This is a genomic window from Pseudomonas fitomaticsae, assembly GCF_021018765.1.
Classification (GTDB): Bacteria; Pseudomonadota; Gammaproteobacteria; order Pseudomonadales; family Pseudomonadaceae; genus Aquipseudomonas; species Aquipseudomonas fitomaticsae.
Map to the genome: position 1 here is coordinate 333,900 of NZ_CP075567.1, position 24,008 is coordinate 357,907.

At 58.2% G+C, this 24,008-nt stretch carries 14 protein-coding genes, 2 tRNA genes and 4 rRNA genes; 10 read left to right on the top strand and 10 right to left on the bottom strand.

Annotated elements, in window-relative coordinates; genetic code table 11:
- The first annotated feature begins 78 nt into the window (after positions 1-78).
- From KJY40_RS01565 to rrf (KJY40_RS01595), 7 genes are all read left to right on the top strand, one after another.
- A complete protein-coding gene (locus KJY40_RS01565; protein WP_230733532.1) occupies positions 79-258 on the top strand; it encodes a hypothetical protein in 180 nt (59 codons plus the stop codon).
- 302 nt (positions 259-560) lie between these two features.
- Positions 561-2,097: ribosomal RNA gene (locus KJY40_RS01570) — 16S ribosomal RNA — on the top strand.
- An 81-nt stretch (positions 2,098-2,178) separates the two neighbouring features.
- Positions 2,179-2,255 (top strand) — tRNA-Ile (locus KJY40_RS01575).
- A 30-nt stretch (positions 2,256-2,285) separates the two neighbouring features.
- A tRNA-Ala gene (locus KJY40_RS01580) sits at positions 2,286-2,361 on the top strand.
- Between the two features lie 244 nt (positions 2,362-2,605).
- Positions 2,606-5,496 (top strand): 23S ribosomal RNA (locus KJY40_RS01585).
- Between the two features lie 151 nt (positions 5,497-5,647).
- Positions 5,648-5,763: ribosomal RNA gene (rrf, locus tag KJY40_RS01590) — 5S ribosomal RNA — on the top strand.
- Between the two features lie 106 nt (positions 5,764-5,869).
- A 5S ribosomal RNA gene (gene rrf / locus KJY40_RS01595) occupies positions 5,870-5,985 on the top strand.
- Together the 16S, 23S and 5S rRNA genes with 2 tRNA genes alongside form the textbook arrangement of a ribosomal RNA operon.
- 73 nt (positions 5,986-6,058) lie before the next feature.
- On the opposite strand, the gene KJY40_RS01600 is transcribed toward rrf (KJY40_RS01595), so the two are convergent.
- The 4 genes from KJY40_RS01600 to KJY40_RS01615 all read right to left on the bottom strand — a co-directional run bounded on the left by KJY40_RS01600 (position 6,059) and on the right by KJY40_RS01615 (position 11,403).
- Positions 6,059-7,237 carry a PepSY-associated TM helix domain-containing protein gene (locus tag KJY40_RS01600; protein ID WP_230734572.1) on the bottom strand — a complete coding sequence of 393 codons (1,179 nt, stop codon included), beginning with the start codon at positions 7,235-7,237 and terminating at the stop codon, positions 6,059-6,061.
- A gap of 75 nt (positions 7,238-7,312) precedes the next feature.
- On the bottom strand, positions 7,313-9,814 hold the full coding sequence (locus tag KJY40_RS01605) for a TonB-dependent siderophore receptor (protein ID WP_230734574.1): 2,502 nt from the start codon (positions 9,812-9,814) through the stop codon (positions 7,313-7,315).
- An 87-nt stretch (positions 9,815-9,901) separates the two neighbouring features.
- The gene (locus KJY40_RS01610; RefSeq protein WP_230734576.1) at positions 9,902-10,903 is read right to left on the bottom strand and encodes a FecR domain-containing protein; all 1,002 of its coding nucleotides are present in this window, start codon (positions 10,901-10,903) and stop codon (positions 9,902-9,904) included.
- Positions 10,903-11,403 carry a sigma-70 family RNA polymerase sigma factor gene (locus tag KJY40_RS01615; RefSeq protein ID WP_230734578.1) on the bottom strand — a complete coding sequence of 167 codons (501 nt, stop codon included), beginning with the start codon at positions 11,401-11,403 and terminating at the stop codon, positions 10,903-10,905. Before KJY40_RS01615 ends, KJY40_RS01610 begins: the two co-directional genes overlap by 1 nt.
- A 311-nt stretch (positions 11,404-11,714) precedes the next feature.
- On the opposite strand from KJY40_RS01615, the gene KJY40_RS01620 reads away from it, so the two are divergent.
- Positions 11,715-13,595, top strand: a complete 1,881-nt coding sequence (locus KJY40_RS01620; protein WP_230734580.1) for a methyl-accepting chemotaxis protein — start codon at positions 11,715-11,717, stop codon at positions 13,593-13,595.
- A gap of 59 nt (positions 13,596-13,654) precedes the next feature.
- Here the strand turns inward: KJY40_RS01620 and KJY40_RS01625 are convergent, their stop codons facing one another.
- The 5 genes from KJY40_RS01625 to KJY40_RS01645 form a co-directional block, all read right to left on the bottom strand.
- Positions 13,655-14,122 (bottom strand): SRPBCC family protein, encoded by a 468-nt coding sequence (locus tag KJY40_RS01625; RefSeq protein WP_230734582.1) that lies wholly within the window; start codon positions 14,120-14,122, stop codon positions 13,655-13,657.
- Between the two features lie 23 nt (positions 14,123-14,145).
- Positions 14,146-17,535, bottom strand: coding sequence for an amino acid adenylation domain-containing protein (locus KJY40_RS01630; protein WP_230734584.1), 3,390 nt, complete (start codon positions 17,533-17,535; stop codon positions 14,146-14,148).
- Between the two features lie 13 nt (positions 17,536-17,548).
- A complete protein-coding gene (locus tag KJY40_RS01635) occupies positions 17,549-18,478 on the bottom strand; it encodes a diiron oxygenase (RefSeq protein ID WP_230734587.1) in 930 nt (309 codons plus the stop codon).
- On the bottom strand, positions 18,475-19,248 hold the full coding sequence (locus KJY40_RS01640; protein ID WP_085684382.1) for a DUF3050 domain-containing protein: 774 nt from the start codon (positions 19,246-19,248) through the stop codon (positions 18,475-18,477). Before KJY40_RS01640 ends, KJY40_RS01635 begins: the two co-directional genes overlap by 4 nt.
- Positions 19,249-20,000: 752 nt before the next feature.
- Positions 20,001-20,711, bottom strand: a complete 711-nt coding sequence (locus KJY40_RS01645; RefSeq protein ID WP_230734589.1) for a GntR family transcriptional regulator — start codon at positions 20,709-20,711, stop codon at positions 20,001-20,003.
- 194 nt (positions 20,712-20,905) lie between these two features.
- On the opposite strand from KJY40_RS01645, the gene lapG reads away from it, so the two are divergent.
- Both lapG and lapD read left to right on the top strand, forming a co-directional pair.
- Positions 20,906-21,598 (top strand): cysteine protease LapG, encoded by a 693-nt coding sequence (lapG, locus tag KJY40_RS01650; protein WP_007960234.1) that lies wholly within the window; start codon positions 20,906-20,908, stop codon positions 21,596-21,598.
- 14 nt (positions 21,599-21,612) lie between these two features.
- Complete coding sequence (lapD, locus tag KJY40_RS01655) at positions 21,613-23,559, top strand: cyclic di-GMP receptor LapD (RefSeq protein ID WP_230734591.1); 1,947 nt, start codon at positions 21,613-21,615, stop codon at positions 23,557-23,559.
- A gap of 40 nt (positions 23,560-23,599) precedes the next feature.
- Here the strand turns inward: lapD and KJY40_RS01660 are convergent, their stop codons facing one another.
- Positions 23,600-23,938, bottom strand: coding sequence for a hypothetical protein (locus KJY40_RS01660; protein WP_007960236.1), 339 nt, complete (start codon positions 23,936-23,938; stop codon positions 23,600-23,602).
- Positions 23,939-24,008: the final 70 nt, after the last annotated feature.

Consider the following 24,008-nt stretch of genomic DNA (forward strand, 5'->3'; position numbering starts at 1 on the left):
GCGAAATTAAGAGTTGACGGCAGATTCTGAGTCTCTATAATTCGCCCCACTTCCGGCGCAGTCGAAACGGAAAACTCCTTGAAATTCAATGAGTTAAGTAGGTTTCGAGAACGGGTCGCTTCAGTTCATCGAAGCCTGGAAGGCGTTGGAAATGCCGGTTTGTTCGGTGCTTTCAACGGTTCGATCTTCTCGGTCGAAAGCGGAGAAAAAGAGGTGTTGACAGCAGCGTGTAACGCTGTAGAATTCGCCTCCCGCTAACGAGAGATCGGAAGCGCAAGTGGTTGAAGTGGTTGAAGTTGTTGAAGAAATCTTCGAAAGCTTCTGAAAATAATCACTTGACAGCAAATGAGGCTGCTGTAGAATGCGCGCCTCGGTTGAGACGAAAGATCTTAACCAACCGCTCTTTAACAACTGAATCAAGCAATTCGTGTGGGTGCTTGTGGAGTCAGACTGATAGTCAACAAGATTATCAGCATCACAAGTTACTCCGCGAGAAATCAAAGATGTAACCAACGATTGCTGAGCCAAGTTTAGGGTTTCTTAAAAACCCAAAGATGTTTGAACTGAAGAGTTTGATCATGGCTCAGATTGAACGCTGGCGGCAGGCCTAACACATGCAAGTCGAGCGGATGAAGGGAGCTTGCTCCTGGATTCAGCGGCGGACGGGTGAGTAATGCCTAGGAATCTGCCTGGTAGTGGGGGACAACGTTTCGAAAGGAACGCTAATACCGCATACGTCCTACGGGAGAAAGCAGGGGACCTTCGGGCCTTGCGCTATCAGATGAGCCTAGGTCGGATTAGCTAGTTGGTGAGGTAATGGCTCACCAAGGCGACGATCCGTAACTGGTCTGAGAGGATGATCAGTCACACTGGAACTGAGACACGGTCCAGACTCCTACGGGAGGCAGCAGTGGGGAATATTGGACAATGGGCGAAAGCCTGATCCAGCCATGCCGCGTGTGTGAAGAAGGTCTTCGGATTGTAAAGCACTTTAAGTTGGGAGGAAGGGTTGTAGATTAATACTCTGCAATTTTGACGTTACCGACAGAATAAGCACCGGCTAACTCTGTGCCAGCAGCCGCGGTAATACAGAGGGTGCAAGCGTTAATCGGAATTACTGGGCGTAAAGCGCGCGTAGGTGGTTCGTTAAGTTGGATGTGAAATCCCCGGGCTCAACCTGGGAACTGCATCCAAAACTGGCGAGCTAGAGTATGGTAGAGGGTGGTGGAATTTCCTGTGTAGCGGTGAAATGCGTAGATATAGGAAGGAACACCAGTGGCGAAGGCGACCACCTGGACTGATACTGACACTGAGGTGCGAAAGCGTGGGGAGCAAACAGGATTAGATACCCTGGTAGTCCACGCCGTAAACGATGTCAACTAGCCGTTGGGAGCCTTGAGCTCTTAGTGGCGCAGCTAACGCATTAAGTTGACCGCCTGGGGAGTACGGCCGCAAGGTTAAAACTCAAATGAATTGACGGGGGCCCGCACAAGCGGTGGAGCATGTGGTTTAATTCGAAGCAACGCGAAGAACCTTACCAGGCCTTGACATCCAATGAACTTTCCAGAGATGGATTGGTGCCTTCGGGAACATTGAGACAGGTGCTGCATGGCTGTCGTCAGCTCGTGTCGTGAGATGTTGGGTTAAGTCCCGTAACGAGCGCAACCCTTGTCCTTAGTTACCAGCACGTTATGGTGGGCACTCTAAGGAGACTGCCGGTGACAAACCGGAGGAAGGTGGGGATGACGTCAAGTCATCATGGCCCTTACGGCCTGGGCTACACACGTGCTACAATGGTCGGTACAAAGGGTTGCCAAGCCGCGAGGTGGAGCTAATCCCATAAAACCGATCGTAGTCCGGATCGCAGTCTGCAACTCGACTGCGTGAAGTCGGAATCGCTAGTAATCGCGAATCAGAATGTCGCGGTGAATACGTTCCCGGGCCTTGTACACACCGCCCGTCACACCATGGGAGTGGGTTGCACCAGAAGTAGCTAGTCTAACCTTCGGGAGGACGGTTACCACGGTGTGATTCATGACTGGGGTGAAGTCGTAACAAGGTAGCCGTAGGGGAACCTGCGGCTGGATCACCTCCTTAATCGACGACATCAGCTGCTCCATAAGTTCCCACACGAATTGCTTGATTCATTGAAGAAGACGAAAGAAGCAGCCCGAAATTGGGTCTGTAGCTCAGTTGGTTAGAGCGCACCCCTGATAAGGGTGAGGTCGGCAGTTCGAATCTGCCCAGACCCACCAATTTTGTGTGGGAAACGCCTGTAGAAATACGGGGCCATAGCTCAGCTGGGAGAGCGCCTGCCTTGCACGCAGGAGGTCAGCGGTTCGATCCCGCTTGGCTCCACCACTACTGCTTCTGAAGTAAGAGCTTAGAAATGAGCATTCCATCGCTGTGATGGTGAATGTTGATTTCTAGTCTTTGACTGGTTCGTTCTTTAAAAATTTGGGTATGTGATAGAAAGATAGACTGAGATCCACTTTCACTGGTGGTGATCAGGCTAAGGTAAAATTTGTGAGTTCTCTTAATTGAGAAATTCGAATTTTCGGCGAATGTCGTCTTCACAGTATAACCAGATTGCTTGGGGTTATATGGTCAAGTGAAGAAGCGCATACGGTGGATGCCTTGGCAGTCAGAGGCGATGAAAGACGTGGTAGCCTGCGAAAAGCTTCGGGGAGTCGGCAAACAGACTTTGATCCGGAGATGTCTGAATGGGGGAACCCAGCCATCACAAGATGGTTATCTTGTACTGAATACATAGGTGCAAGAGGCGAACCAGGGGAACTGAAACATCTAAGTACCCTGAGGAAAAGAAATCAACCGAGATTCCCTTAGTAGTGGCGAGCGAACGGGGACTAGCCCTTAAGTGGCTTTGAGATTAGCGGAACGCTCTGGAAAGTGCGGCCATAGTGGGTGATAGCCCTGTACGCGAAAATCTCTTAGTCATGAAATCGAGTAGGACGGAGCACGAGAAACTTTGTCTGAATATGGGGGGACCATCCTCCAAGGCTAAATACTACTGACTGACCGATAGTGAACTAGTACCGTGAGGGAAAGGCGAAAAGAACCCCGGAGAGGGGAGTGAAATAGATCCTGAAACCGTATGCGTACAAGCAGTGGGAGCAGACTTTGTTCTGTGACTGCGTACCTTTTGTATAATGGGTCAGCGACTTATTTTCAGTGGCGAGCTTAACCGAATAGGGGAGGCGTAGCGAAAGCGAGTCTTAATAGGGCGTCTAGTCGCTGGGAATAGACCCGAAACCGGGCGATCTATCCATGGGCAGGTTGAAGGTTAGGTAACACTGACTGGAGGACCGAACCGACTACCGTTGAAAAGTTAGCGGATGACCTGTGGATCGGAGTGAAAGGCTAATCAAGCTCGGAGATAGCTGGTTCTCCTCGAAAGCTATTTAGGTAGCGCCTCATGTATCACTGTAGGGGGTAGAGCACTGTTTCGGCTAGGGGGTCATCCCGACTTACCAAACCGATGCAAACTCCGAATACCTACAAGTGCCGAGCATGGGAGACACACGGCGGGTGCTAACGTCCGTCGTGAAAAGGGAAACAACCCAGACCGTCAGCTAAGGTCCCAAAGTTATGGTTAAGTGGGAAACGATGTGGGAAGGCTTAGACAGCTAGGAGGTTGGCTTAGAAGCAGCCACCCTTTAAAGAAAGCGTAATAGCTCACTAGTCGAGTCGGCCTGCGCGGAAGATGTAACGGGGCTCAAACCATACACCGAAGCTACGGGTATCACGTAAGTGATGCGGTAGAGGAGCGTTCTGTAAGCCTGTGAAGGTGAGTTGAGAAGCTTGCTGGAGGTATCAGAAGTGCGAATGCTGACATGAGTAACGACAATGGGTGTGAAAAACACCCACGCCGAAAGACCAAGGTTTCCTGCGCAACGTTAATCGACGCAGGGTTAGTCGGTCCCTAAGGCGAGGCTGAAAAGCGTAGTCGATGGAAAACAGGTTAATATTCCTGTACTTCTGGTTATTGCGATGGAGGGACGGAGAAGGCTAGGCCAGCTTGGCGTTGGTTGTCCAAGTTTAAGGTGGTAGGCTGGAATCTTAGGTAAATCCGGGATTCTAAGGCCGAGAGCTGATGACGAGTTGCCTTTAGGCGACGAAGTGGTTGATGCCATGCTTCCAAGAAAAGCTTCTAAGCTTCAGATAACCAGGAACCGTACCCCAAACCGACACAGGTGGTTGGGTAGAGAATACCAAGGCGCTTGAGAGAACTCGGGTGAAGGAACTAGGCAAAATGGCACCGTAACTTCGGGAGAAGGTGCGCCGGTGAGGGTGAAGCACTTGCTGCGTAAGCTCACGCCGGTCGAAGATACCAGGCCGCTGCGACTGTTTATTAAAAACACAGCACTCTGCAAACACGAAAGTGGACGTATAGGGTGTGACGCCTGCCCGGTGCCGGAAGGTTAATTGATGGGGTTAGCTAACGCGAAGCTCTTGATCGAAGCCCCGGTAAACGGCGGCCGTAACTATAACGGTCCTAAGGTAGCGAAATTCCTTGTCGGGTAAGTTCCGACCTGCACGAATGGCGTAACGATGGCGGCGCTGTCTCCACCCGAGACTCAGTGAAATTGAAATCGCTGTGAAGATGCAGTGTATCCGCGGCTAGACGGAAAGACCCCGTGAACCTTTACTATAGCTTTGCACTGGACTTTGAATTTGCTTGTGTAGGATAGGTGGGAGGCTTTGAAGCGTGGACGCCAGTTCGCGTGGAGCCATCCTTGAAATACCACCCTGGCAACTTTGAGGTTCTAACTCAGGTCCGTTATCCGGATCGAGGACAGTGTATGGTGGGTAGTTTGACTGGGGCGGTCTCCTCCTAAAGAGTAACGGAGGAGTACGAAGGTGCGCTCAGACCGGTCGGAAATCGGTCGTAGAGTATAAAGGCAAAAGCGCGCTTGACTGCGAGACAGACACGTCGAGCAGGTACGAAAGTAGGTCTTAGTGATCCGGTGGTTCTGTATGGAAGGGCCATCGCTCAACGGATAAAAGGTACTCCGGGGATAACAGGCTGATACCGCCCAAGAGTTCATATCGACGGCGGTGTTTGGCACCTCGATGTCGGCTCATCACATCCTGGGGCTGAAGCCGGTCCCAAGGGTATGGCTGTTCGCCATTTAAAGTGGTACGCGAGCTGGGTTTAGAACGTCGTGAGACAGTTCGGTCCCTATCTGCCGTGGACGTTTGAGATTTGAGAGGGGCTGCTCCTAGTACGAGAGGACCGGAGTGGACGAACCTCTGGTGTTCCGGTTGTCACGCCAGTGGCATTGCCGGGTAGCTATGTTCGGGAAAGATAACCGCTGAAAGCATCTAAGCGGGAAACTTGCCTCAAGATGAGATCTCACTGGAACCTTGAGTTCCCTGAAGGGCCGTCGAAGACTACGACGTTGATAGGTTGGGTGTGTAAGCGCTGTGAGGCGTTGAGCTAACCAATACTAATTGCCCGTGAGGCTTGACCATATAACACCCAAGCAATTTGAGTCGAAAGGCCAGATTGCGGTGTGTGAAGACGCAATGAACCGAAAGTTCGACGCTCACAAAACACCGAAAGCTGTCACATACCCAATTTGCTGAAGCGAGGCCATCTGGCCACGACTCAGTACCCGAATTTCTTGACGACCATAGAGCGTTGGAACCACCTGATCCCATCCCGAACTCAGAAGTGAAACGATGCATCGCCGATGGTAGTGTGGGGTTTCCCCATGTGAGAGTAGGTCATCGTCAAGATTAAATTCCGAAACCCCAATTGCGAAAGCAGTTGGGGTTTTGTTTTAGTAGAAGTCACCGATTTTTGCCGGAACGTTACTGCGGTAACGGGCTGGTCACAGAATTTCTTGACGACCATAGAGCGTTGGAACCACCTGATCCCATCCCGAACTCAGAAGTGAAACGATGCATCGCCGATGGTAGTGTGGGGTTTCCCCATGTGAGAGTAGGTCATCGTCAAGATTGAATTCCGAACCCCCTGTCTGCTAACGCAGACAGGGGGTTTGTCGTTTCAGTGCCCACAAAAGTCTGACCTTCAAACCGCTCTGCGTGCCTTGCTGCTCCGACGGGCCTGCCATTTGCGCCACCAGATGTAGACGCCAGTCCCCGACAACCCCGCAATCAGAGCACCCAATACTGCGATCATCACTTGTCCGGTGAAGCCTATGATCCGCCCTCCATGTATCGGCAACTGCAACCGATAAAAGCGCTCTCCCAACGTCCCTGCTCCTGCGATCTCCTGCCCCAACAATCGTCCGTCAGTACCGTGGAAGAACAACCAGGATTTTCCGTGGGCCTCGGTGTCATGCTGTCCAAACCCCGCACCGTAGAAGTTGTATTCAAAGCTGTAATACAACTCGCCGATCGCTGCTGTCAGCCCCAACCTTTTCCCCTCCTGCTGTGCCCTTTCGTATGCCTGTTGATAATTCAATCGGGTGATCCCCAGTTCTTCGGCAGGCATCCGCCCTCGCGCCTCATACACGCTCGGTTCAATCGGAGAAAACAGCGACACCACCGGTTTGAAGACTTGGCTAGGCAAGTTCATGGCTACGCTGCTGACGGCGATCGGCAGCAATAACAACCACAACCACAAGCCCCCCGCCCGGTGCAGATCAAAGTTAAGTCGATAGGCATGGCCACCCTTGATCTTCCAGGCGTTCGACCACTTCTTCCAGAACGGTTTACCCCTAGGCAACGTCAGCCAGAGAGCAATGAAGCAATCGACCACCCAGGCGATGGCCACCAACCCCATCAACAGCAAACCCCAGTTACCGGGCAGTGTCAGGTTGTAGTGAAACTCAAGAATGAACGGAACGAAGTTCTCACGCTGGAAACAGCACTCGCCCCAGTAACGCTGACCTTTTTGCTCTCCGCTGACCGGGTCGAGGTAGAACACTTCATTGCGTTCCTTGAACGGTTCGCCCGTCGCCGGATCATTCCGTGGAACCGCCGCCAGCAATGCCGTATGGCCTGCCTCATTCGGGTACTCCATGTACCAGACCTGCAACTTCGGATGGGCGGATTGCACCGCATCAACCAGCTCACCTGGCGGCAGACGCTCCCCCTCGGCCGAAGCCGCGTATAACTCCGGATTCAACCACTCATCCAGCTCATGGTTGAACGCCAGAATGCTCCCCGTGATCCCGGCCAGCAGCAGAAAAACCGCCGTGGCCAACCCGATATACCGGTGCAATAAAACCAGAAACGAACGCATGAAAATTCCCCCACAGATACGACAAAGCCAGCCCCTGAAATCAGGGGCTGGCTTTTTTATGCACAAGACAAAGGCTTAGAACTGGTAACTGACCGTCGCGGCGACGTTGCGCTCTTCGCCCATGTAGCAGAAGTCCAGACTGGCGCAGGAGGCCACGTAGGATTCGTTGGTCAGATTGTTCGCATTCAGGCGTACGTCGACACCCTTCAAACCGACCTTGCCGAGGTCGTAACCGATGGATGCGTCGAATAATGTGTAGGACGGCACCTTCATGGTGTTCTCTGCATCCGCCCAGCTATAGCCGACATAACGCACACCACCGCCCAGTCGCAGCCCGTCGAGTGCCGCGCTGTCGAACTTGTAATCCGCCCACAGCGATGCCATGTGCCGTGGCGCCTGAGTTGGCGAGTTGCCTTTGTTCTCGATCACATTGGCTGGTGTGCTCAAGGTGCTGATCATCGACTTCGAATATTCAATGTCGGTGAAGGTGTAGCTGCCGAGGACTTTCAAGTTATCGGTCAATTGCATGTGCGCTTCCAGTTCCAGACCCTGAGAGCGGACAGCGCCTACAGCGCGATAGAAGTTTTCCTGCGGCAGTTTGGTCGCCAGGTTCTCCTGATGGATGCGGAACAGGGAGGCGGTGAACAGGTTGTCGGTACCCGGCGGCTGATACTTCAGGCCCACTTCCCACTGCGTGCCATCGGTCGGTGCGAGAGGATTGCCGGCGCTGTCCGCGTAGGAGTTCGGGTTGAACGACTCGGAATAGCTGAGGTACGGCGCGAGCCCGTTATCGAACAGATACAGCGCGCCGGCACGGCCGGTGAGCTTGGTGCGTCGGTCGTTGATCTCAGTGCCGACCGGGCGGCCCGCTTCGGCGATGCGGTTTTCGTCGGAGGTTTCCACCCAGTCCTGGCGCAGTCCCAGCGAGAAGCGCCACTTGTCCATTTCGATCAGGTCTTGCAGGTAAACGCCGGTCTGCTCCAGGCGCCGCAGGTAGCTGGTCTCGCCGTATGGCGTGATAGCGGAATTGCCATACACCGGGTTGAAAGCGTTGATCGGCGCCAAGCCGCCACTGGACCAGTCGACCACGGTTTTACGTCGCTGATAATCCGCTCCCATCAGCACCGTGTGCTTGGTCGCGCCGGTGAAAAATTCGGCCTGGAGCATGTTGTCGACGATGAACGCGTGCAGACGCTCGTCACCGCCGGTGTAGTAGCGATTCAGTTCGTTGCTGGTCGGCGACGTCCAGCCATAGGCGTACACCTGATCCATGTTCACTTTGGAGTCGAGATAGCGGAAGTTCTGCCGCGCGGTGAAGACATCGTTGAAACGGTGTTCGAACTGGTAACCGAACGACTGCTGATCACGGGAGTAACCGTCGATACCCGGCTCGCCTTCGAAGAAATGCGGCGAGATGCGATTGCCGTTGCGCTGATGAATCGTGCCGTCGGCCGGCACGCCACCGTGGTAGCCGCCATCAGGGTCATGTTGCAGATACGCTTGCAGCGTCAGCGAGGTGTCTTCGCTGAAATCGATGCTGACGGTCGGTGCGAGGGCGAAGCGCTTTTCCTTATTGTGGTCGAATTGCGTGTCGGACTGATCCGTCAATCCGATCAGACGATAGGCGATACGCTTGTCGTCATCGACCGGTCCGCTGAAGTCAAAACCGACACCGCGCTGGCCCTGAGTGCCGACGGTGGCCTGTACCTGGTGATAGGCCTCGTACAACGGTTTCTTGCTGGTCAGCGCCACCAGACCGCCCGGCGAGCTACGGCCGTAGAGCACCGACGAAGGCCCTTTCAGAATATCGACGCGCTCGAGGAAATATGGATCGACCTGCATGGTGCTGTAGGTACCGCTGTCGCCCATCGACTTGAGGCCGTCGAGGTAGATGTTGTCCACCGAGCCATCGTTGAAGCCACGCATTGCCACGTAGTCGTAACGGTGCGTGGCGCCGTAAGGGTTGGTCAGCACGCCGGGAGTGTAACGCATGGCCTGGGACACGGTTTGCGAGCCTTGATCGTCCATTTGCTCACGGGTGACCACGGACACGCTTTGTGAAGTTTCCAGCAGCGCGGTACTGGTCTTGGTGGCGATCTGACTGTGCGTCGCGTTGTAGCCGTCCATGCTGCCCAGCGCGTTGCCGAGGGCGAAGCCTTTGATGTCGGTGGTCGGCAGAGACAGCGCTTCGGTTTCTGCGACCGAGCGCAACACATAACTGCTGCCGTCCTGACTGATCGCCTCCAGACCCGAACCACCGAGCAGATGACTCAGGGCCTGATCGGTCGAGTACTCGCCCTGTACACCCGGTGACTGCCGGCCTTGAGTCTGCTGTGGGGTCATCGACAAGGTGATGCCGGCTTGGCGTGCGAACTCGTTCAGCGCCTCGCCCAATGGCCCGGCGGCGATGTTGTAGCGGTGGATGCTGACCTCGCTGGCATTGGCCGCCATGCTCAGGCTCGGCAACACGCCAACGCCCAGTGCGGTAGAAAACAGCGCCGCCCGAACAGCGTGACGCAACAGGCCAGATTCGGCGGAGAAATTCAGAGGGTTCTTACAGGTAACGCGCGCAGTCATTGTAGGTTTCCGTAGGCAGTCGCGAAGGCTGAGTTGAAGTGCTTACTGACTAAGCCGGACTTGCCGCGAAAACCCGCCAAAATAATTTCAGACCACTGGCTCCAGTGTCACCCACCAACGAGTGCGGTAGCGCACTTGAACCGGCAGGGTCTGCGGCAGAATCGCCAGCAGCTTGTCGGTGTCCTCAAGACGGAACACGCCAGACAGGCGCAAATCCGCAATGTCCGACGCACAGTTCAGAAAACCCTGACGATACCGGCCGACTTCGCTGAGGAAGTCCCCCAGCCGCATGTTGCGGGTCACGATCAGCCCGTCGACCCAGGCACCGGCGTCCATGTCCAACGGCGGTGCCGGGCGAACTTGATGGTGATCGATCAGAAAGCTCTGGCCGGCGATGGCCTCTGTCGAGTTGCCGGCGGAGTGAATCGCGACTCGACCACTGGTGACGCTCAGGCGCGTGCATCCATCTTCCTGGCGCAGAATGAATCGAGCCTTGAACGGCTCGTAACTGCCATGACGACTCTGCACCCGCAACGGTCGATCAAACGGCGCACCTTCATCGGCACCGCCACAGGTGACGATGATTTCGCCACGTGTCAGCCTGATCAGCCGTTGCTGTGCGGTGTAGTCGAGATCCACGCTGCTGGCGGTGTTGAGTTCGATCCGCGTGCCGTCCGGCAACTGGAAGCTACGGCGTTCGCCGGTGGCGGTGGCGTAGTCGGCGCTCCACTGTTGCCAAGCGGAGGTTTCTTTGGCAAGCCATCCCGCCGAGCCCATCAACAGAGCGCCGGACAACAGCTTTAGTGCCTGACGTCGACCCAACCCCTGCGCACTGTTTTCCAGCGTGTTGAACGCCACCTGCGCGCCGGGCACGGCGCGCAGATTGTGGGTCAGTTCGGCTTGCAGAGACTGCACCCGCTGCCAGGCCAGTTCGTGATCATGGTGTTCGGCGCGCCATTGTTCGCACTGGCGATTCAGGCGCGGATTGCCATGGTTGTTGCGCAGGCGCAGGAGCCAGTGAATAGCCTGTCGGACCACCTGTTGCGGTGGCTCGGCGCGTCGGCCAAGCGAGAGGTTATCCACCGGCATCAGCTTTCGTACCGCAGCACGTAGCAGTGAAACAGGGCGTCGGCGACGTAGCGTTCTACCGAGCGCAGGGAAAGGCCCATCTGCTCGGCGATCTGCTTGTGGGTCAAGCCTTCGCACTGCGCGAGCAGAAACGCCTGACGCACTTTTGGCTTCAAGCCTTCAAGCATACGGGCAATGCCCTCGAGCAGTTCGATCACCAGTGCGCGGGATTCGGCACTCGGGGTTTCGGCATCAGGCAAATGGGCGATGGTTTCCAGATAGGCGCGTTCAATTTCTTCACGGCGCCAATGATCAATCACCAAACCCCGGGCAACCGTGCGCAAGAATGCGCGAGGTGCCTTGAGTTCCAGACGCTCGGTGCGTTGCAACAGGCGCACGAAGGTGTCCTGAGCCAGATCCGCCGCATCGGCGGCATTGCCCAGCCGCGTGCGCAACCAGGCGTTGAGCCAGCCGTGATGACTACTGTAAAGCGCCTGTACTGAAAACTCAGGTGAGGACATGAACGCGACAGCCCGAACGTCACAAATGATAATTAGTCGCATTGTCATCAAGGGTTACAGAATTTGCAACCGACGCTGCAAAACAGTCATCAAAAAATGACAGGCGAACGCTCTGGCACGCCGTTCGGCGGGAATCTGGCAGAAATGCCGTCCATTTCCTGCAAAGCCCTAAGTTTTCTCCGAAGCGTGCCGACAGACTGGTGAGACATGCGTGCACCAAAGTAGAGCAGCCATTAGAACGCTGCCTGCGCTGTACATGGAATGTTGCATCCGGAACGCATCCCCACTTTTGGCATAAGAAGTCCCATGAAATGAATCTCAAGTTCAGCCATAAAATCCTGTTGGCCGCCTCGGGCGTCGTGGTCCTGGCGTTCGCGCTGTTCACTTTGTACAACGACTATCTGCAGCGAAACACCATTCGCCAGAACCTCCAGTCCTCCGTCCAGCAGGCCGGCGACCTGACCGCCAGCAGTGTGCAGAACTGGATGAGCGGGCGGATTCTGGTACTGGAAAATCTCGCACAGAACGTCGCCCATCAAGGCAAGAACGCCGACTTCCCGGGCCTCGTCGATCAACCGGCCTTCACCTCGAACTTCCAATTCACCTACGTCGGTCAGGCCAACGGTGTGTTCACCCAGCGCCCTGACGCGAAGATGCCGGACGGCTACGATCCGCGTCAGCGTCCCTGGTACAAACAGGCCGTTGCCGCTGACCAGACCATGTTGACCCCGCCATACATGGCCGCCGTCGGCGGTCTGGTGGTGACCATCGCCATGCCGGTGAAAAAGAACGGCGAGCTGCTTGGTGTAGTGGGCGGTGACCTGAGCCTGGAAACCCTGGTGAAGATCATCAACTCGGTGGACTTCGGTGGCCTGGGCCACGCGTTCCTGGTCAGCGGTGACGGTCAGGTGATCGTCAGCCCGGATAAAGATCAGGTGATGAAGAACCTCAAGGACATCTACCCGAACGCCGGTGTGCGCATCGAGAAGGGTAACCAGAACGTGGTGCTCAACGGCCAGGAACGCATCCTGTCGTTCACACCGGTCGCAGGTCTGCCGAATGCCGAGTGGTACATCGGTCTGTCGATCGATCGCGACAAGGCCTATGCCGCACTCAGCCAGTTCCGTACCTCGGCACTGATCGCAATGTTCGTTGCTGTCGGCGCGATTGCAGTCTTCCTGAGCCTGTTGATCACCGTGCTGATGCGTCCGCTGATCACCATGGGCCGCGCGATGCAGGACATCGCTCAGGGTGAAGGTGACCTGACTCGCCGTCTGGTAGTGGAAAGCAAAGACGAGTTCGGCGAGCTGGGCAGTTCGTTCAACCAGTTCGTGGAGCGGATTCACGCCTCGATTTCCGAAGTGTCTTCCGCGACCCGTCATGTACACGATCTGTCGCAACGGGTGATGGCATCGTCCAACGCCTCGATCATCGGCTCCGACGAGCAAAGCGCGCGTACCAACAGCGTCGCTGCCGCGATCAATCAGTTGGGTGCCGCCACCCAGGAAATCGCCCGCAACGCCGCCGATGCTTCGCAACACGCCAGTGGCGCAAGCGAGCAGGCCGATGACGGTCGTCAGGTGGTCGAGCAGACCATTCAGGCCATGACCGAGCTGTCGCAGAAGATCAGCCTGTCGTGCACCCAGATCGAAACCCTGAATGCGAGCACCGACAACATCGGCCACATTCTCGATGTGATCAAAGGCATCTCTCAGCAGACCAACCTGCTGGCGCTCAACGCGGCCATCGAAGCGGCCCGTGCCGGTGAAGCCGGACGCGGTTTTGCGGTGGTGGCGGACGAGGTGCGTAACCTTGCTCACCGTACCCAGGAATCGGCGGAAGAAATCCACAAGATGATCACCTCGCTGCAGGTCGGTTCCCGCGAAGCGGTGACCACCATGAACGCCAGTCAGGCGTCCAGCGAAGAGAGCGTTGAAGTGGCGAACCAGGCCGGTCTGCGTCTGGTCAGCGTGACCCAGCGCATCGGCGAAATCGACGGCATGAACCAGTCGGTGGCCGCCGCTACCGAAGAGCAGACCGCCGTGGTGGAAACCCTCAACGTCGACGTCAACCAGATCAACCTGCTGAACCAGCAGAGCGTGGCCAACCTCAATGAAACGTTGAAGGATTGCGATGCGTTGTCGCAGCAGGCCAACCGTTTGAAACAACTGGTCGACAGCTTCAAGATCTGATCGCTTGCGGTCAAAAAACAGCCCGCTGCGGAGTGATCCGCAGCGGGCTTTTTCATGCCTTACACAAACAGTTTCAGCACATTGCCCATCGCATCATCGGCAAACCCCTGCACGAAATCCTTGAACCCCGGCAGTGCCTCGAGGCCGCCGGAAGCGGGTTCGGCGATGATCGTCCAGGTCGCCCGCGACTTGCCCGCGCCCAGCGATTCCACATTCATCGCCGCCCACAGATTGGCCACGCCCAGGGTGTTGTAGATCGTGGTCCAGGTCATGCTCAGCGCCTGGTCGTCCCGGGAGTTGAGTTGCTCGACCACGACGTTGCCATCCTTGAAGAACTTCTTGCGCAGCGACGACACGCCTTCACCGGTCATTTCGATGTGCGACAGGGCCGGAATGAACCGATCGAAGCCGTCGAATTTGCCGACCACCGCCCACGCCTGTCTGGCGTCCACCGGCACTTCCACCGAAGACACGACGTGGCAGCCGTGAGGGTTTTTGATCAGGGTGTCGGGTTGAAGATTGCTCATGGTGTTGCTCCTTGGTTGATGAGTCAGATGAAGTTGATTTCTTTCAGGTAGTCGCAGCCGCGACGCAGCAGCGCCGGGGATTTTTCCGGGTAGTGCGCGCCCATCTGCTGCACGCCGGCCTCGGCGTTGGCGTGGCCGATCAGGGAGATGTCGCCGATGTCTTCCTCGAAGCCGTTGAGGTAGAAACCGAGCACGCCGAACAGCGCGTTGTCGGCATCGACCCGGCCCAGTTGCTGCTGCCAGTCGGCGACGCTGACCAGCGAAAACTCGCTGCCGGTTTCGCGGAACGACGCGACGTAGGCATCCCAGCTCAGAGGCTCCGGGTTGTGCAGGTTGAACACCGCCCGTTCGGCCGAGTAACGGCTGGCGTGGAAGGCGATGAAACGGGCTAAAAAATCCACCGGCATCAGGTCGAAATTCAGCGCGAAGGCCGGCACCTGCCCGAGCTGGATCGAGCCCTTGAGCATCAGCATCAAACGGTTCTTGTGCGGCTGGCAGACGCCGCTGAGGCTGTTGAAACTGATGTTGCCGGGCCGATACAGATTGACCCGTACCCCACGCTCCCGTGCCCGTTCGAGGATGCGCTCGCCGACCCATTTCGACAGGTTGTAGCCGTTGCGGATGTAGATCGGCGGTGTCGGCGCGGCGGGCAGTTCCAGCACCCGGCCTGCGTCGTCGACGGTGCTGGAGGCCGATAGCGTCGAGACGAAATTGAACACCTTCTTGCTGCGCCCTTCGCACAGCCGCAGCAGTTCGAAAATCGGCTCGACGTTGTCCGCCGCCAGCGACTCGTAGTCGAGCACGTGATTGACGTTGGCGGCGTTGTGCACCAGCGCGCCGAACTCACGATCCAGTCGCTCGAAATCCTCATTGGCCAGACCGAGTTGAGGTCGTGCGATGTCCGCCGAATAGACCCGCACCCGACTCAGGTCCAGATGCTCCAGCCGGTTCTCTCGCAGCGATTGGGCAAAGCGCTGCGCCGCCGTCTGCCCGCCGCCGTCACGCACCAGACACGCCACTTCGCTGGCGCCCCATCCCAGCAGCGCCTCGACGATGTGCACACCGACAAAACTGTTGGCGCCGGTGACGATCACCTTGTGCACATCACCTGTGCGGCTGATCGGCAACGGCTGAATATCCAGCGGTCGTTCGGCGTCGGCCATCGCCTGGGCGCTGAGCACCGCGCTGTCATCGGTGCCGCGCACCAGTGTGGCGAGCTTGGTGATGGTCGGCAGTTCGATGAAGCGGTTGATCGAGATGCTGCGGCCGAATTCCTCCCGCAGACGCAGGAGCATGCGTGACAGCAGAATCGAGTGACCGCCGAGATTGAAGAAGCTTTCGTCGGTGGAAATGTCGCTGGTCGGCAACTCCAGCAACTCGCCCCAGATCTCCAGCAGCAGCGCTTCGTCGGCGTTGGCCGGCAGGCATTTGGGGCCGCTGTCCTGCACGCTCACCGGCAGTTCCAGCAAGGCCTTGCGGTCGACTTTACCGTTGGCGGCGAACGGCATGTTCGGCAATTCCGTCCACCCCACCGGTTGCATGTAGTCGGGTAAAAACTGCTGGGCATGTGCCTTCAGCGCATCGCGCGCGGCATCCGATTGCGGCTGGGCAAGGAACGCCAGAATCCGCCGCTGACTGTCGATCACCACCGCGATTTGCCGATACAGCTGGCTCTCGCGCAGGCACCGCTCGATCTCTTCTGGCTCGACCCGAAAGCCGCGGATCTTCACCTGATTGTCGCGGCGTCCGCACAGTTCGATACCGTCTTCGCCCCACTTGGCCATGTCACCGCTGCGGTAGGCGCGCAACCGCTGACCGTCCGGCAATTCCAGATCCAGATAGCGCTCCGATGTCTGCTGTGGATTGTTCAGGTAACCCAGGCACACGCCGGGGCCGACGATGAACAGCTCGCCCACGGTTTGCTCCGGCACCGGTTGCAGATCGTCATCGAGAATCAGCACCTGACTGTTGGCAATCGGTCCGCCGAGGGTGCGATTGCTGTCGCCCGGTTGCAGCTGTCGCGCAGTAATCAGCACCGTGGCTTCGGTGGGGCCATAGAGGTTGTGCAGCTTGCCCTGGCGCGTCAGCTGTTCGATCACGAACGGCTCGCAGACGTCGCCACCCGTCATGATCTGCCCGACACTTTGCAATTGCTCCAGTGGCAGGATGCTCAACAGCGCCGGCGGCAGGAACGCGTGGGTCAGTTGCCGACGGCGAATCAGCGCCACCAGTTGCAGCGGATCACGCCGCTGGTTGTCGTCGGGCACCACCAGTTCTGCGCCTTCGAGCAGGGTCGGGAAGATGTCGATCAGCGACGAGTCAAAACTCAGCGACGAGAACTGCAACACCCGGCTCTCGGCGTGCAACTGCACGTAATCGGCGTACCACGCGGTGAAGTGCGCGAGGTTCGCCTGACTGAGCAGCACACCCTTCGGATGGCCGGTGGTGCCCGAGGTGTAGAGCGCCATGCACGGTGAGTCGAGCTCGGGCCGGCGACGCATCAAAGGTAGCGACAGATCGACTTCAGAGCTGTCGATGTGACTGACATCCAGTCCCGGCATCGAACCGCTCAGCGGATGTTCGCCGTCGTGCAGCAACAACACCGCCCCGGCATTTTCCAGAATGTACTGCTGGCGCTGAAGCGGATGGCTCGGTTCCAGCGGCAGATACACCGCGCCGCTGCCGAGAATCGCCAGAATCGAAGCAAACAGCGCATCGCATTTCGGCAGGCAAATCCCCACTACCCACGGTTGCGGTTGTGCCTCCAGCATTGCCAGCAAGCGTTGCTGAATTGCACGGCTGTGATCATGCAACTGGCGATAGCTGATCGACTGCTCGGCGAGGTGCAGCGCAGGGCGTTCAGCGTGCTCGATCAGGCTCCGTTGCAGCCGCTCGATCACCGGGATCTGCGCTTGTTGCAGCAATGCCGGATGTGTCGTGGCATTGAGGCGATGGACGTAGGCCAGGCTGTCGAGGAACAGCAGGTTTTCCACCTGCTCGAAGTCCGGTGCACGGGCCGTCTCTGCGTGCTGAAAATACTCGGCATCGCGGGAGAAACGGCTGACCAGCAGAGCCACTTCGTCCACCACCTGCGCCAGTGTTCGCTGGCGCAGGGCCTGACCGTTGCCGGACGGTTCGTCGGCGATGGGCACGCGGCTCAGCAGCGTCGAGTTGCACAGGCACAGCAGATCAAGCACCGGCAAACCGCCGACGCCCGTTGCACCGATGCCCAGACGTAAATTCAGGTGCGGTGTCACGCCGTGATCCTGCGGCGCAAGACTGCCGTCATCGATCACCAGATCCACCGACGGAGCCGCTTGCGTCAGCAATGAATGACCGTGTTGTTCGAGCTCCTGCGCCAGGTCGGTCAAGGCCTGGCTGCGGCCCCTCAGCAAAATGTCGAGACGTCTCATGTCAGCCTCCTTGTCAAACCAGGTAGTCGCGCAGGGCGTGCTGCACGCACGGTGTGTCGAGCAGCGAGCTGTTGTGGAAAAACCGCACGATGTTGCCCACCAGCGGGTGGTGGCGATTGATCGGGAAGGCCAGCCCGGCCATCTCGTCTTTCAGTGCGCGGCGGGTGGCATCGTTGACCGGCAGGGCGTCGATCAGGCGCAGGTCGAAGGACTTCTGGATGTCGTTGGTCAGGTAATGGCCGATGAACACCGGCAGGATCTGCGCGATGCATTCACGGTCCGCGTCACTCGCGGTGTGCCAGTAGATGCGCACCATCCGCGCCCAGAAACTCGAGTGCCGGCCCTCGTCGAGCAAGTGGTCGGCCATCAGACCCTTGATCGACGGCTTGACCGTGTCGTCCCGCGCGAACGCCGCGACATCGCCGGTCACGGTGTTCTCGGCGATGGCCACGCAGATCAGTTCCACGGCACTGCGCAGGTGTTGCGGGGCCAGCTCGACGGCGGCCGGAATCGCCCGGCTCAGTTCGATTTCATTCGGCAACTCGATGGGCTCGATGCCGGTCATGGCCACGGTCTGTTGCATGAAATCCATCGCCACCAGCGCGTGGTAATCCTCGTCCACGACCACGGTCATGGCGTCGTAGCGACAGGCGAACGGGAAGGGCACGGCGAAGCGGTTCTTGGCGATGCTGCGCGCGGTTTTGTCGACGATCTCGGTTTCGAAAATCACCACGTCGTTGATGAATTTGTACAGCGTCTGCACCAGGGCGAAATCACGCTGTTCCGGGCATTCGCGCAGAAAGGTTTCGCTGAGCACCAACGGCTGGCGGCTGAGCGGATAGATCAGCCGCGCGTCGTCCTCCAGCACGCGGCGCGGGCGGGTGCGGATGGTCGCGCGGCTTTCCCAGGCATCGGCGAAAGACTGATAGTCGGCGGCATTCATTGGGCCACCTCCGCCAGCGGTTCGCGCATGCTCAGGCGCAGGCCGTCCCACAGGGCGATGCGGCTTTCCACGGCGGCGATGGCGCTGGCGTAGACCTCGGCTTCGCGTTGCGGATCGCCGTCCACCAGCCGGTCCAGCAGTTGTTCTGCGGCGGGGCCGTGGTCTTCGGAGTCGACCTCGATGTGCCGCTCCAGGTAGTAACGGAAGGTCGGCGCCTGTTCGACGCCGATGCCCCAGGCATCGAGCATGCGCTGGAACATGGTCGGGATCACGCTCTCGCGACCATGCAGGAATGCGGCGGCAACGCTGTGCCCCGGAGCATGCAGCGCGGTGTGCAAGGTGTCACGGACGAACCGCGCAGCGGCCGGATCGACCTCGACGCTTTGCAGGGCGACGTCGTAACTCACGCCTTCCTGTTGCAGCGTCACGAAGCGCTCCACCGCTGTCGTGTCCGCACCGACTTCGCGCATCGCATCGAGGTACAGTTCGAAGTGACTGTAATGCCCGTGTGACAGCCGGTCGTCCGATTCTTCCCCGAGCACGATTTCGTTGATCAGTCGCGCCGCGTGAGGATCGCGCGGCGGCAACCACGGCAGACGAGTGCAAGTCAGTTCCTGCTGCAGGCGCTTGGTCAGCGACATGAAGTCCCAGACAGCAAATACATGGGACTCCATGAACCGGCGCAATGTCGCCAAAGAATCGATTTCGGAGAAGATCGGATGAACGCTGAGTTCGGCTTTCTTTAGTGTAAGTTGCTCTTTGGTTGGCATGTTTGCGAGACTCTGGCTAATAGGGAATAGGGACTGCTCAATCAATCGCTAATAACGCTGAACAAGTTTCTCCAGGCGAACGACAGCCTCATTCGGTTTCGATGAAAGCAGGCAATGTCTGAAGGGCTCAAAACTACAGCGGACGGTCAAGCCGTCGCAATCGAGGCCGTACTGCAAGGTTGTGCCGGGTTTGTCATTTCGGATCCAAACTCGGCGAAGAAAAACTAATACATCGGAAAACAACTTAACAAGTTTATTTTTAATTATTTTTAGTTGGCTGTTTTTTAAATGTGAGTGAGCCTGATAAAACTTATAAGTTAAGTTTTATTTGGGCGTAGTTGCTCCTTTCGGCGTTTAATGGCCAAAATTGAACGACAAGAGTGAATGCCTCACTCGAAGCAACTTTCCAATTGAGTAATCGAATGAATATGAGGGGATGAAGTCGGGCTGTAGCGGCGCCGTTTCTTCCTGTTCCCGTGACAAGGCTCCTTCCGTAGGTTCCTGGTGCGGGGACTGCTGCCGGGGCGGCGCGTCCCCGTTCTATATTGGGTTGGCGATTCAAGGGTGCGCGTAAATCGGCGCCGCGGCTATCGTCGAAAATGACTTCCTTGCGGTGCAAATTCCGGGCTGTTCAAAGCAGGGGAGGTTAGAGCGCAGGTGTCGATGTGCCACAGCAAATGACCGTGACCGGTGGGGGGATTTGTAAGCGGGTTATTCGCCGGGTGAGTGGAGGCTCACCCGGGAGAGAGGATTCAGCGCGCCGCTTTGCGGCTCTGGCCGGCGGAGCTGGCGAGGTAACGGGTGATCACCTCGACACCGCGATTGAGGTGCTGCTCCAGCAATGTCACGGCGTGCGGGGTGTCACGCTCTTTCACGGCCTGCAACAGCGCACGGTGGTCGTCCTGGGAGAGTTTGCCCAGGCCCATGGCCTCGAGGTTGAAGCGCAGGAAGCGTTCTTCTTCGTTCAAGCCGTCTTCCACCAGCCGCAACAGCCGGCCATTGGGCGCCTTGCTGTAGAGCGCCATGTGAAACAGACGGTTGAGTCGACCGATTTCGGTGTAGTCGTGTTCGATTTCCAGCTCTTCGATGTAGCCGGCTGCGCGTTCGTGATCGGCCGGGGTCAGCAGCGGGATCGACTGGCGCAGTGCTTCGGACTCCAGCAGGATGCGCAGCTCGTAGGTTTCCGTTGCATCGCCCTGGATCAGTGGCGCGACCACCGCGCCCTTGTGGGCAATCACGCTGAGCAGGCCCTGGGCTTCGAGTTGACGCAAGGCTTCGCGCACCGGCATGCGACTGACACCGAACAGGTCGGCCAGATCCTGCTGGCGCACGGCCGTGCCGCAGGGCAGGCGCCCGTCGAGAATCGCGGCGCGCAGGGTTTCTTCGATGACCGAGCGCGCCAGGTGGGCGGGGATGGGGCCGTCGACTTTGATGCTGTGGAGTGGCTTGGGCTTCTGGGTCACAACTGCACACCCTATGACTGCGATATTTGGATCCAAAGGACACTAGTGATTGCTCTACAGGTTGTCAAACCGTGTAGAAGAACCCTGTCACATCTGAAGTTTAGCGCGCCAGCGATGATCTCAGGGTGCCATTGTTTTTTGCTGGGCTAACCTTCACCATCAAGCGCTTTCCTCTCTGCCCTGGATGCCTTGCATTGGCGGTACGTTTCGCAATCCCACGGATTGCGCGCTGGCTTGCCTGCGCGCTGCTGCTGGCCGGCATCATGCTGGGCGGCCTGCATGCCGATTGGGATTTTTCCGCGATCAGCCGCAAGGCCACGGCACTGTACGGGCCGTTGGGCGCCGGGCAACAGCGGATCGATGCCTGGCAGAACCTGCTGGCCACGCAGAAGCAGGTCAGCGAGATGGAAAAGCTCAAAGTGGTGAACCTGTTTTTCAACAAACAGATGCGCTACGTCGAAGACATCGATCTGTGGCACGAGGTCGATTATTGGGAAACCCCCATCGAAGCCTTGTGGAAAGGCGCCGGCGACTGCGAAGACTACGCGATCGCCAAGTATTTCAGCCTGCGCCACCTCGGTGTGGCCAGTGACAAGTTGCGCATCACCTACGTCAAGGCCCTGCGCCAGAACCGCGCGCACATGGTCCTGACTTACTATTCCAGCCCTGACGCCATGCCGCTGGTGCTCGACAGCCTGATCGATCCGATCAAGCCGGCCGCCGAGCGAACCGATTTGCTGCCGGTCTACTCTTTCAATGCTGAAGGTTTGTACCTGCCGGGAGCGAAGGGCAACAAGAAGGTCGGTGACACCAAACGCCTGTCACGCTGGCAGGATGTGTTGAAGAAAATGCAGGCCGAAGGATTTCCGGTCGAGACGACTAACTAGGAGCACGCGCTCAGATGTCTTTGTTCAAACAGCTGTTGATCGCTATCTGTCTGTTCCTGGTGGTCGCCTTCACCGGCAGCTTCATGGTCAGTCTGGAGAGCTCGCGCACCCAGTACGTCAACCAGTTGCGCTCCCATGCCCAGGATGCGGCCACGGCGCTGGCGCTGTCGTTGACGCCGAACATCGATGACCCGGCGATGGTCGAGCTGCTGGTCAGTTCGATTTTCGACAGCGGTTACTACTCGAGCATCCGCGTGGTCGATCTGAAGACCGACCAGACCATCGTCGAGCGCAATGGCATTCCGACGGTCACCAACGTGCCGGACTGGTTCGTCAAACTGATCGGCCTGGAGCCGGCCGGTGGCGATGCGCTGGTCAGCCGTGGCTGGGAACAGGCAGCGCGGGTCGAGGTGGTCAGCCATCCGATGTTCGCCCTGGCCAAGCTCTGGCAGAGCGCGCTCGGCAGCCTGGGCTGGCTGCTGGTCTGCGGTGCGGTGAGTGCGGTGCTGGGCGCGCTGTTGCTGCGTCGGCAATTGAAGCCGCTGGATTACATGGTCAAGCAATCCCACGCCATCGCCCGCCGCGAATTCCTCAGCCTGCCGGACCTGCCGCGCACGCCTGAATTGCGCCGTGTGGTGTTGGCCATGAACCAGATGGTCGAGAAGCTCAAGGCGCTATTCCAGGAGCAGGCCGAGCGCAGTGAAAAACTGCGTACCGAGTCCTATCAGGACAATCTCACCGGGTTGGCCAACCGGCGTTATTTCGAGATGCAGCTGAATGCGCGAGTGAGCAACCCGGAACAGGCCAGTTCCGGTTATCTGCTGCTGTTGCGGGTCAAGGATCTGGCCGGACTCAACCAGCGCCTTGGCGGTCAGCGCACCGATGAATTGTTGAAAGCGGTCGGCGAGCAGCTATCCCGCGAGTGCGCCAAATACCCGGAAACCCAGAACCTCGTCACCCGGATTCGTGGTGGTGAATTCGCCGTGCTGGCGCCGGGGCTGACCCGCGAAGAGGCGCTGCAACTGGCGCAGAGCCTCGACAGTGCGCTGAGCAGTCTGCACGCGACAGGCGCCACCGATGTGGCCGCCGTGGCTTCTATCGGCCTGGCACCGTTTGCTCACGGCGACTCCCCGCAGGCAGTGCTCAGCCTCGGCGATCAGGCGCTGGCCCAGGCCGAAGGGCAGGGCGAGCAGAACTGGGCGTGCCTCGATCAGAGCCTGGTGGCGGATGTCGGTGACGATCACCACGCCTGGCATCGCTTGCTCGATCAGGCGCTGAATCAGCGGCGTTTCGAGCTGTTCTTCCAGCCGGTGGTGGCGGCGCAGGACACGCAACTGGTGCTGCATTACAAAGTGCTGTCGCGCTTGCTCGACGAGCAGGGCCAGACCATTCCCGCCGGGCGCTTCCTGCCGTGGCTGGAGCGCTTCGGCTGGACCGCGCGACTGGACCGGTTGATGCTCGAGCGAGTGCTGGAGCAGATGACTGGCCATGAAGAGTCGCTGGCGCTTAACCTGTCCTCGGCCACCCTGGCCGATCCGCAGTCGTTGAACAAAGTGTTCGAGATCCTGCGGACGCATTCCAACCTCGGTGCGCGCCTGACCCTGGAAATCGGTGAGGAACAATTGCCGGAACAAGCGGTGCTGGAACAGTTGACCCGGCGCCTGCGCGAACTCGGATTCTCCCTGAGCCTGCAGCGCTTCGGCGGGCGCTTCAGCATGATCGGCAACCTGGCGCGGCTGGGGCTGGCGTACCTGAAGATCGATGGCAGCTACATCCGGGCGATCGATCAGGAAAGCGACAAGCGTCTGTTCATCGAAGCGATCCAGCGTGCGGCGCACAGCATCGATCTGCCGCTGATTGCCGAGCGGGTCGAGACGGAAGGGGAATTGTCGGTGATTCGCGAGATGGGGTTGTATGGGGTTCAGGGGCAGCTGTTCGGTGAGCCAAAACTCTGGGACTGACTGATCTTTCCCACGCTCGGCGTGGGAAAGATCAAACGGATCAGATCAACCCGCCCTCATCCTCATCAATCAACTGACTCAACCCGCCCAGCGCTTCCCTCGCCTGGGTCCGGTCCATCAATTTGGCCTGGGCCGCCGGCGGCAGGTCGGTGACGCGGATCACGCCTTTGCTGGTCAGCACCTGAATCAGGTCGTCGAGTACCCGGATCATTTCCAGGTCGCTCTGCTTGAGCTGTTTGAGGCTGTTCTCCACGGCCTCGTTGGCGTACCAGGCCTGGATTTCGTGGTGGTCGGCGGGCAGTGTTTCCGTGGCCTCGGCGTAGGCCGCAGCTTCCACGCGAATCAACTGACCCTGCGCATCGCGTTGCACGTAAAACATTGAGCATCCCTCGAAAATGGACCAGCGTCATGCTGTCAGCAGCATAGCCAACTGCACGCGAGTATGCGGC

What these genes read in the sequence shown, in the direction of transcription:
- KJY40_RS01600 (WP_230734572.1), bottom strand. Translation starts at nt 7,237, where the DNA reads ATGCGTTCGTTTCTGGTTTTATTGCACCGGTATATCGGGTTGGCCACG.
- KJY40_RS01605 (WP_230734574.1), bottom strand. Translation starts at nt 9,814, where the DNA reads ATGACTGCGCGCGTTACCTGTAAGAACCCTCTGAATTTCTCCGCCGAA.
- KJY40_RS01610 (WP_230734576.1), bottom strand. Translation starts at nt 10,903, where the DNA reads ATGCCGGTGGATAACCTCTCGCTTGGCCGACGCGCCGAGCCACCGCAA.
- KJY40_RS01615 (WP_230734578.1), bottom strand. Translation starts at nt 11,403, where the DNA reads ATGTCCTCACCTGAGTTTTCAGTACAGGCGCTTTACAGTAGTCATCAC.
- KJY40_RS01620 (WP_230734580.1), top strand. Translation starts at nt 11,715, where the DNA reads ATGAATCTCAAGTTCAGCCATAAAATCCTGTTGGCCGCCTCGGGCGTC.
- KJY40_RS01625 (WP_230734582.1), bottom strand. Translation starts at nt 14,122, where the DNA reads ATGAGCAATCTTCAACCCGACACCCTGATCAAAAACCCTCACGGCTGC.
- KJY40_RS01630 (WP_230734584.1), bottom strand. Translation starts at nt 17,535, where the DNA reads ATGAGACGTCTCGACATTTTGCTGAGGGGCCGCAGCCAGGCCTTGACC.
- KJY40_RS01635 (WP_230734587.1), bottom strand. Translation starts at nt 18,478, where the DNA reads ATGAATGCCGCCGACTATCAGTCTTTCGCCGATGCCTGGGAAAGCCGC.
- KJY40_RS01640 (WP_085684382.1), bottom strand. Translation starts at nt 19,248, where the DNA reads ATGCCAACCAAAGAGCAACTTACACTAAAGAAAGCCGAACTCAGCGTT.
- lapD (WP_230734591.1), top strand. Translation starts at nt 21,613, where the DNA reads ATGTCTTTGTTCAAACAGCTGTTGATCGCTATCTGTCTGTTCCTGGTG.
- KJY40_RS01660 (WP_007960236.1), bottom strand. Translation starts at nt 23,938, where the DNA reads ATGTTTTACGTGCAACGCGATGCGCAGGGTCAGTTGATTCGCGTGGAA.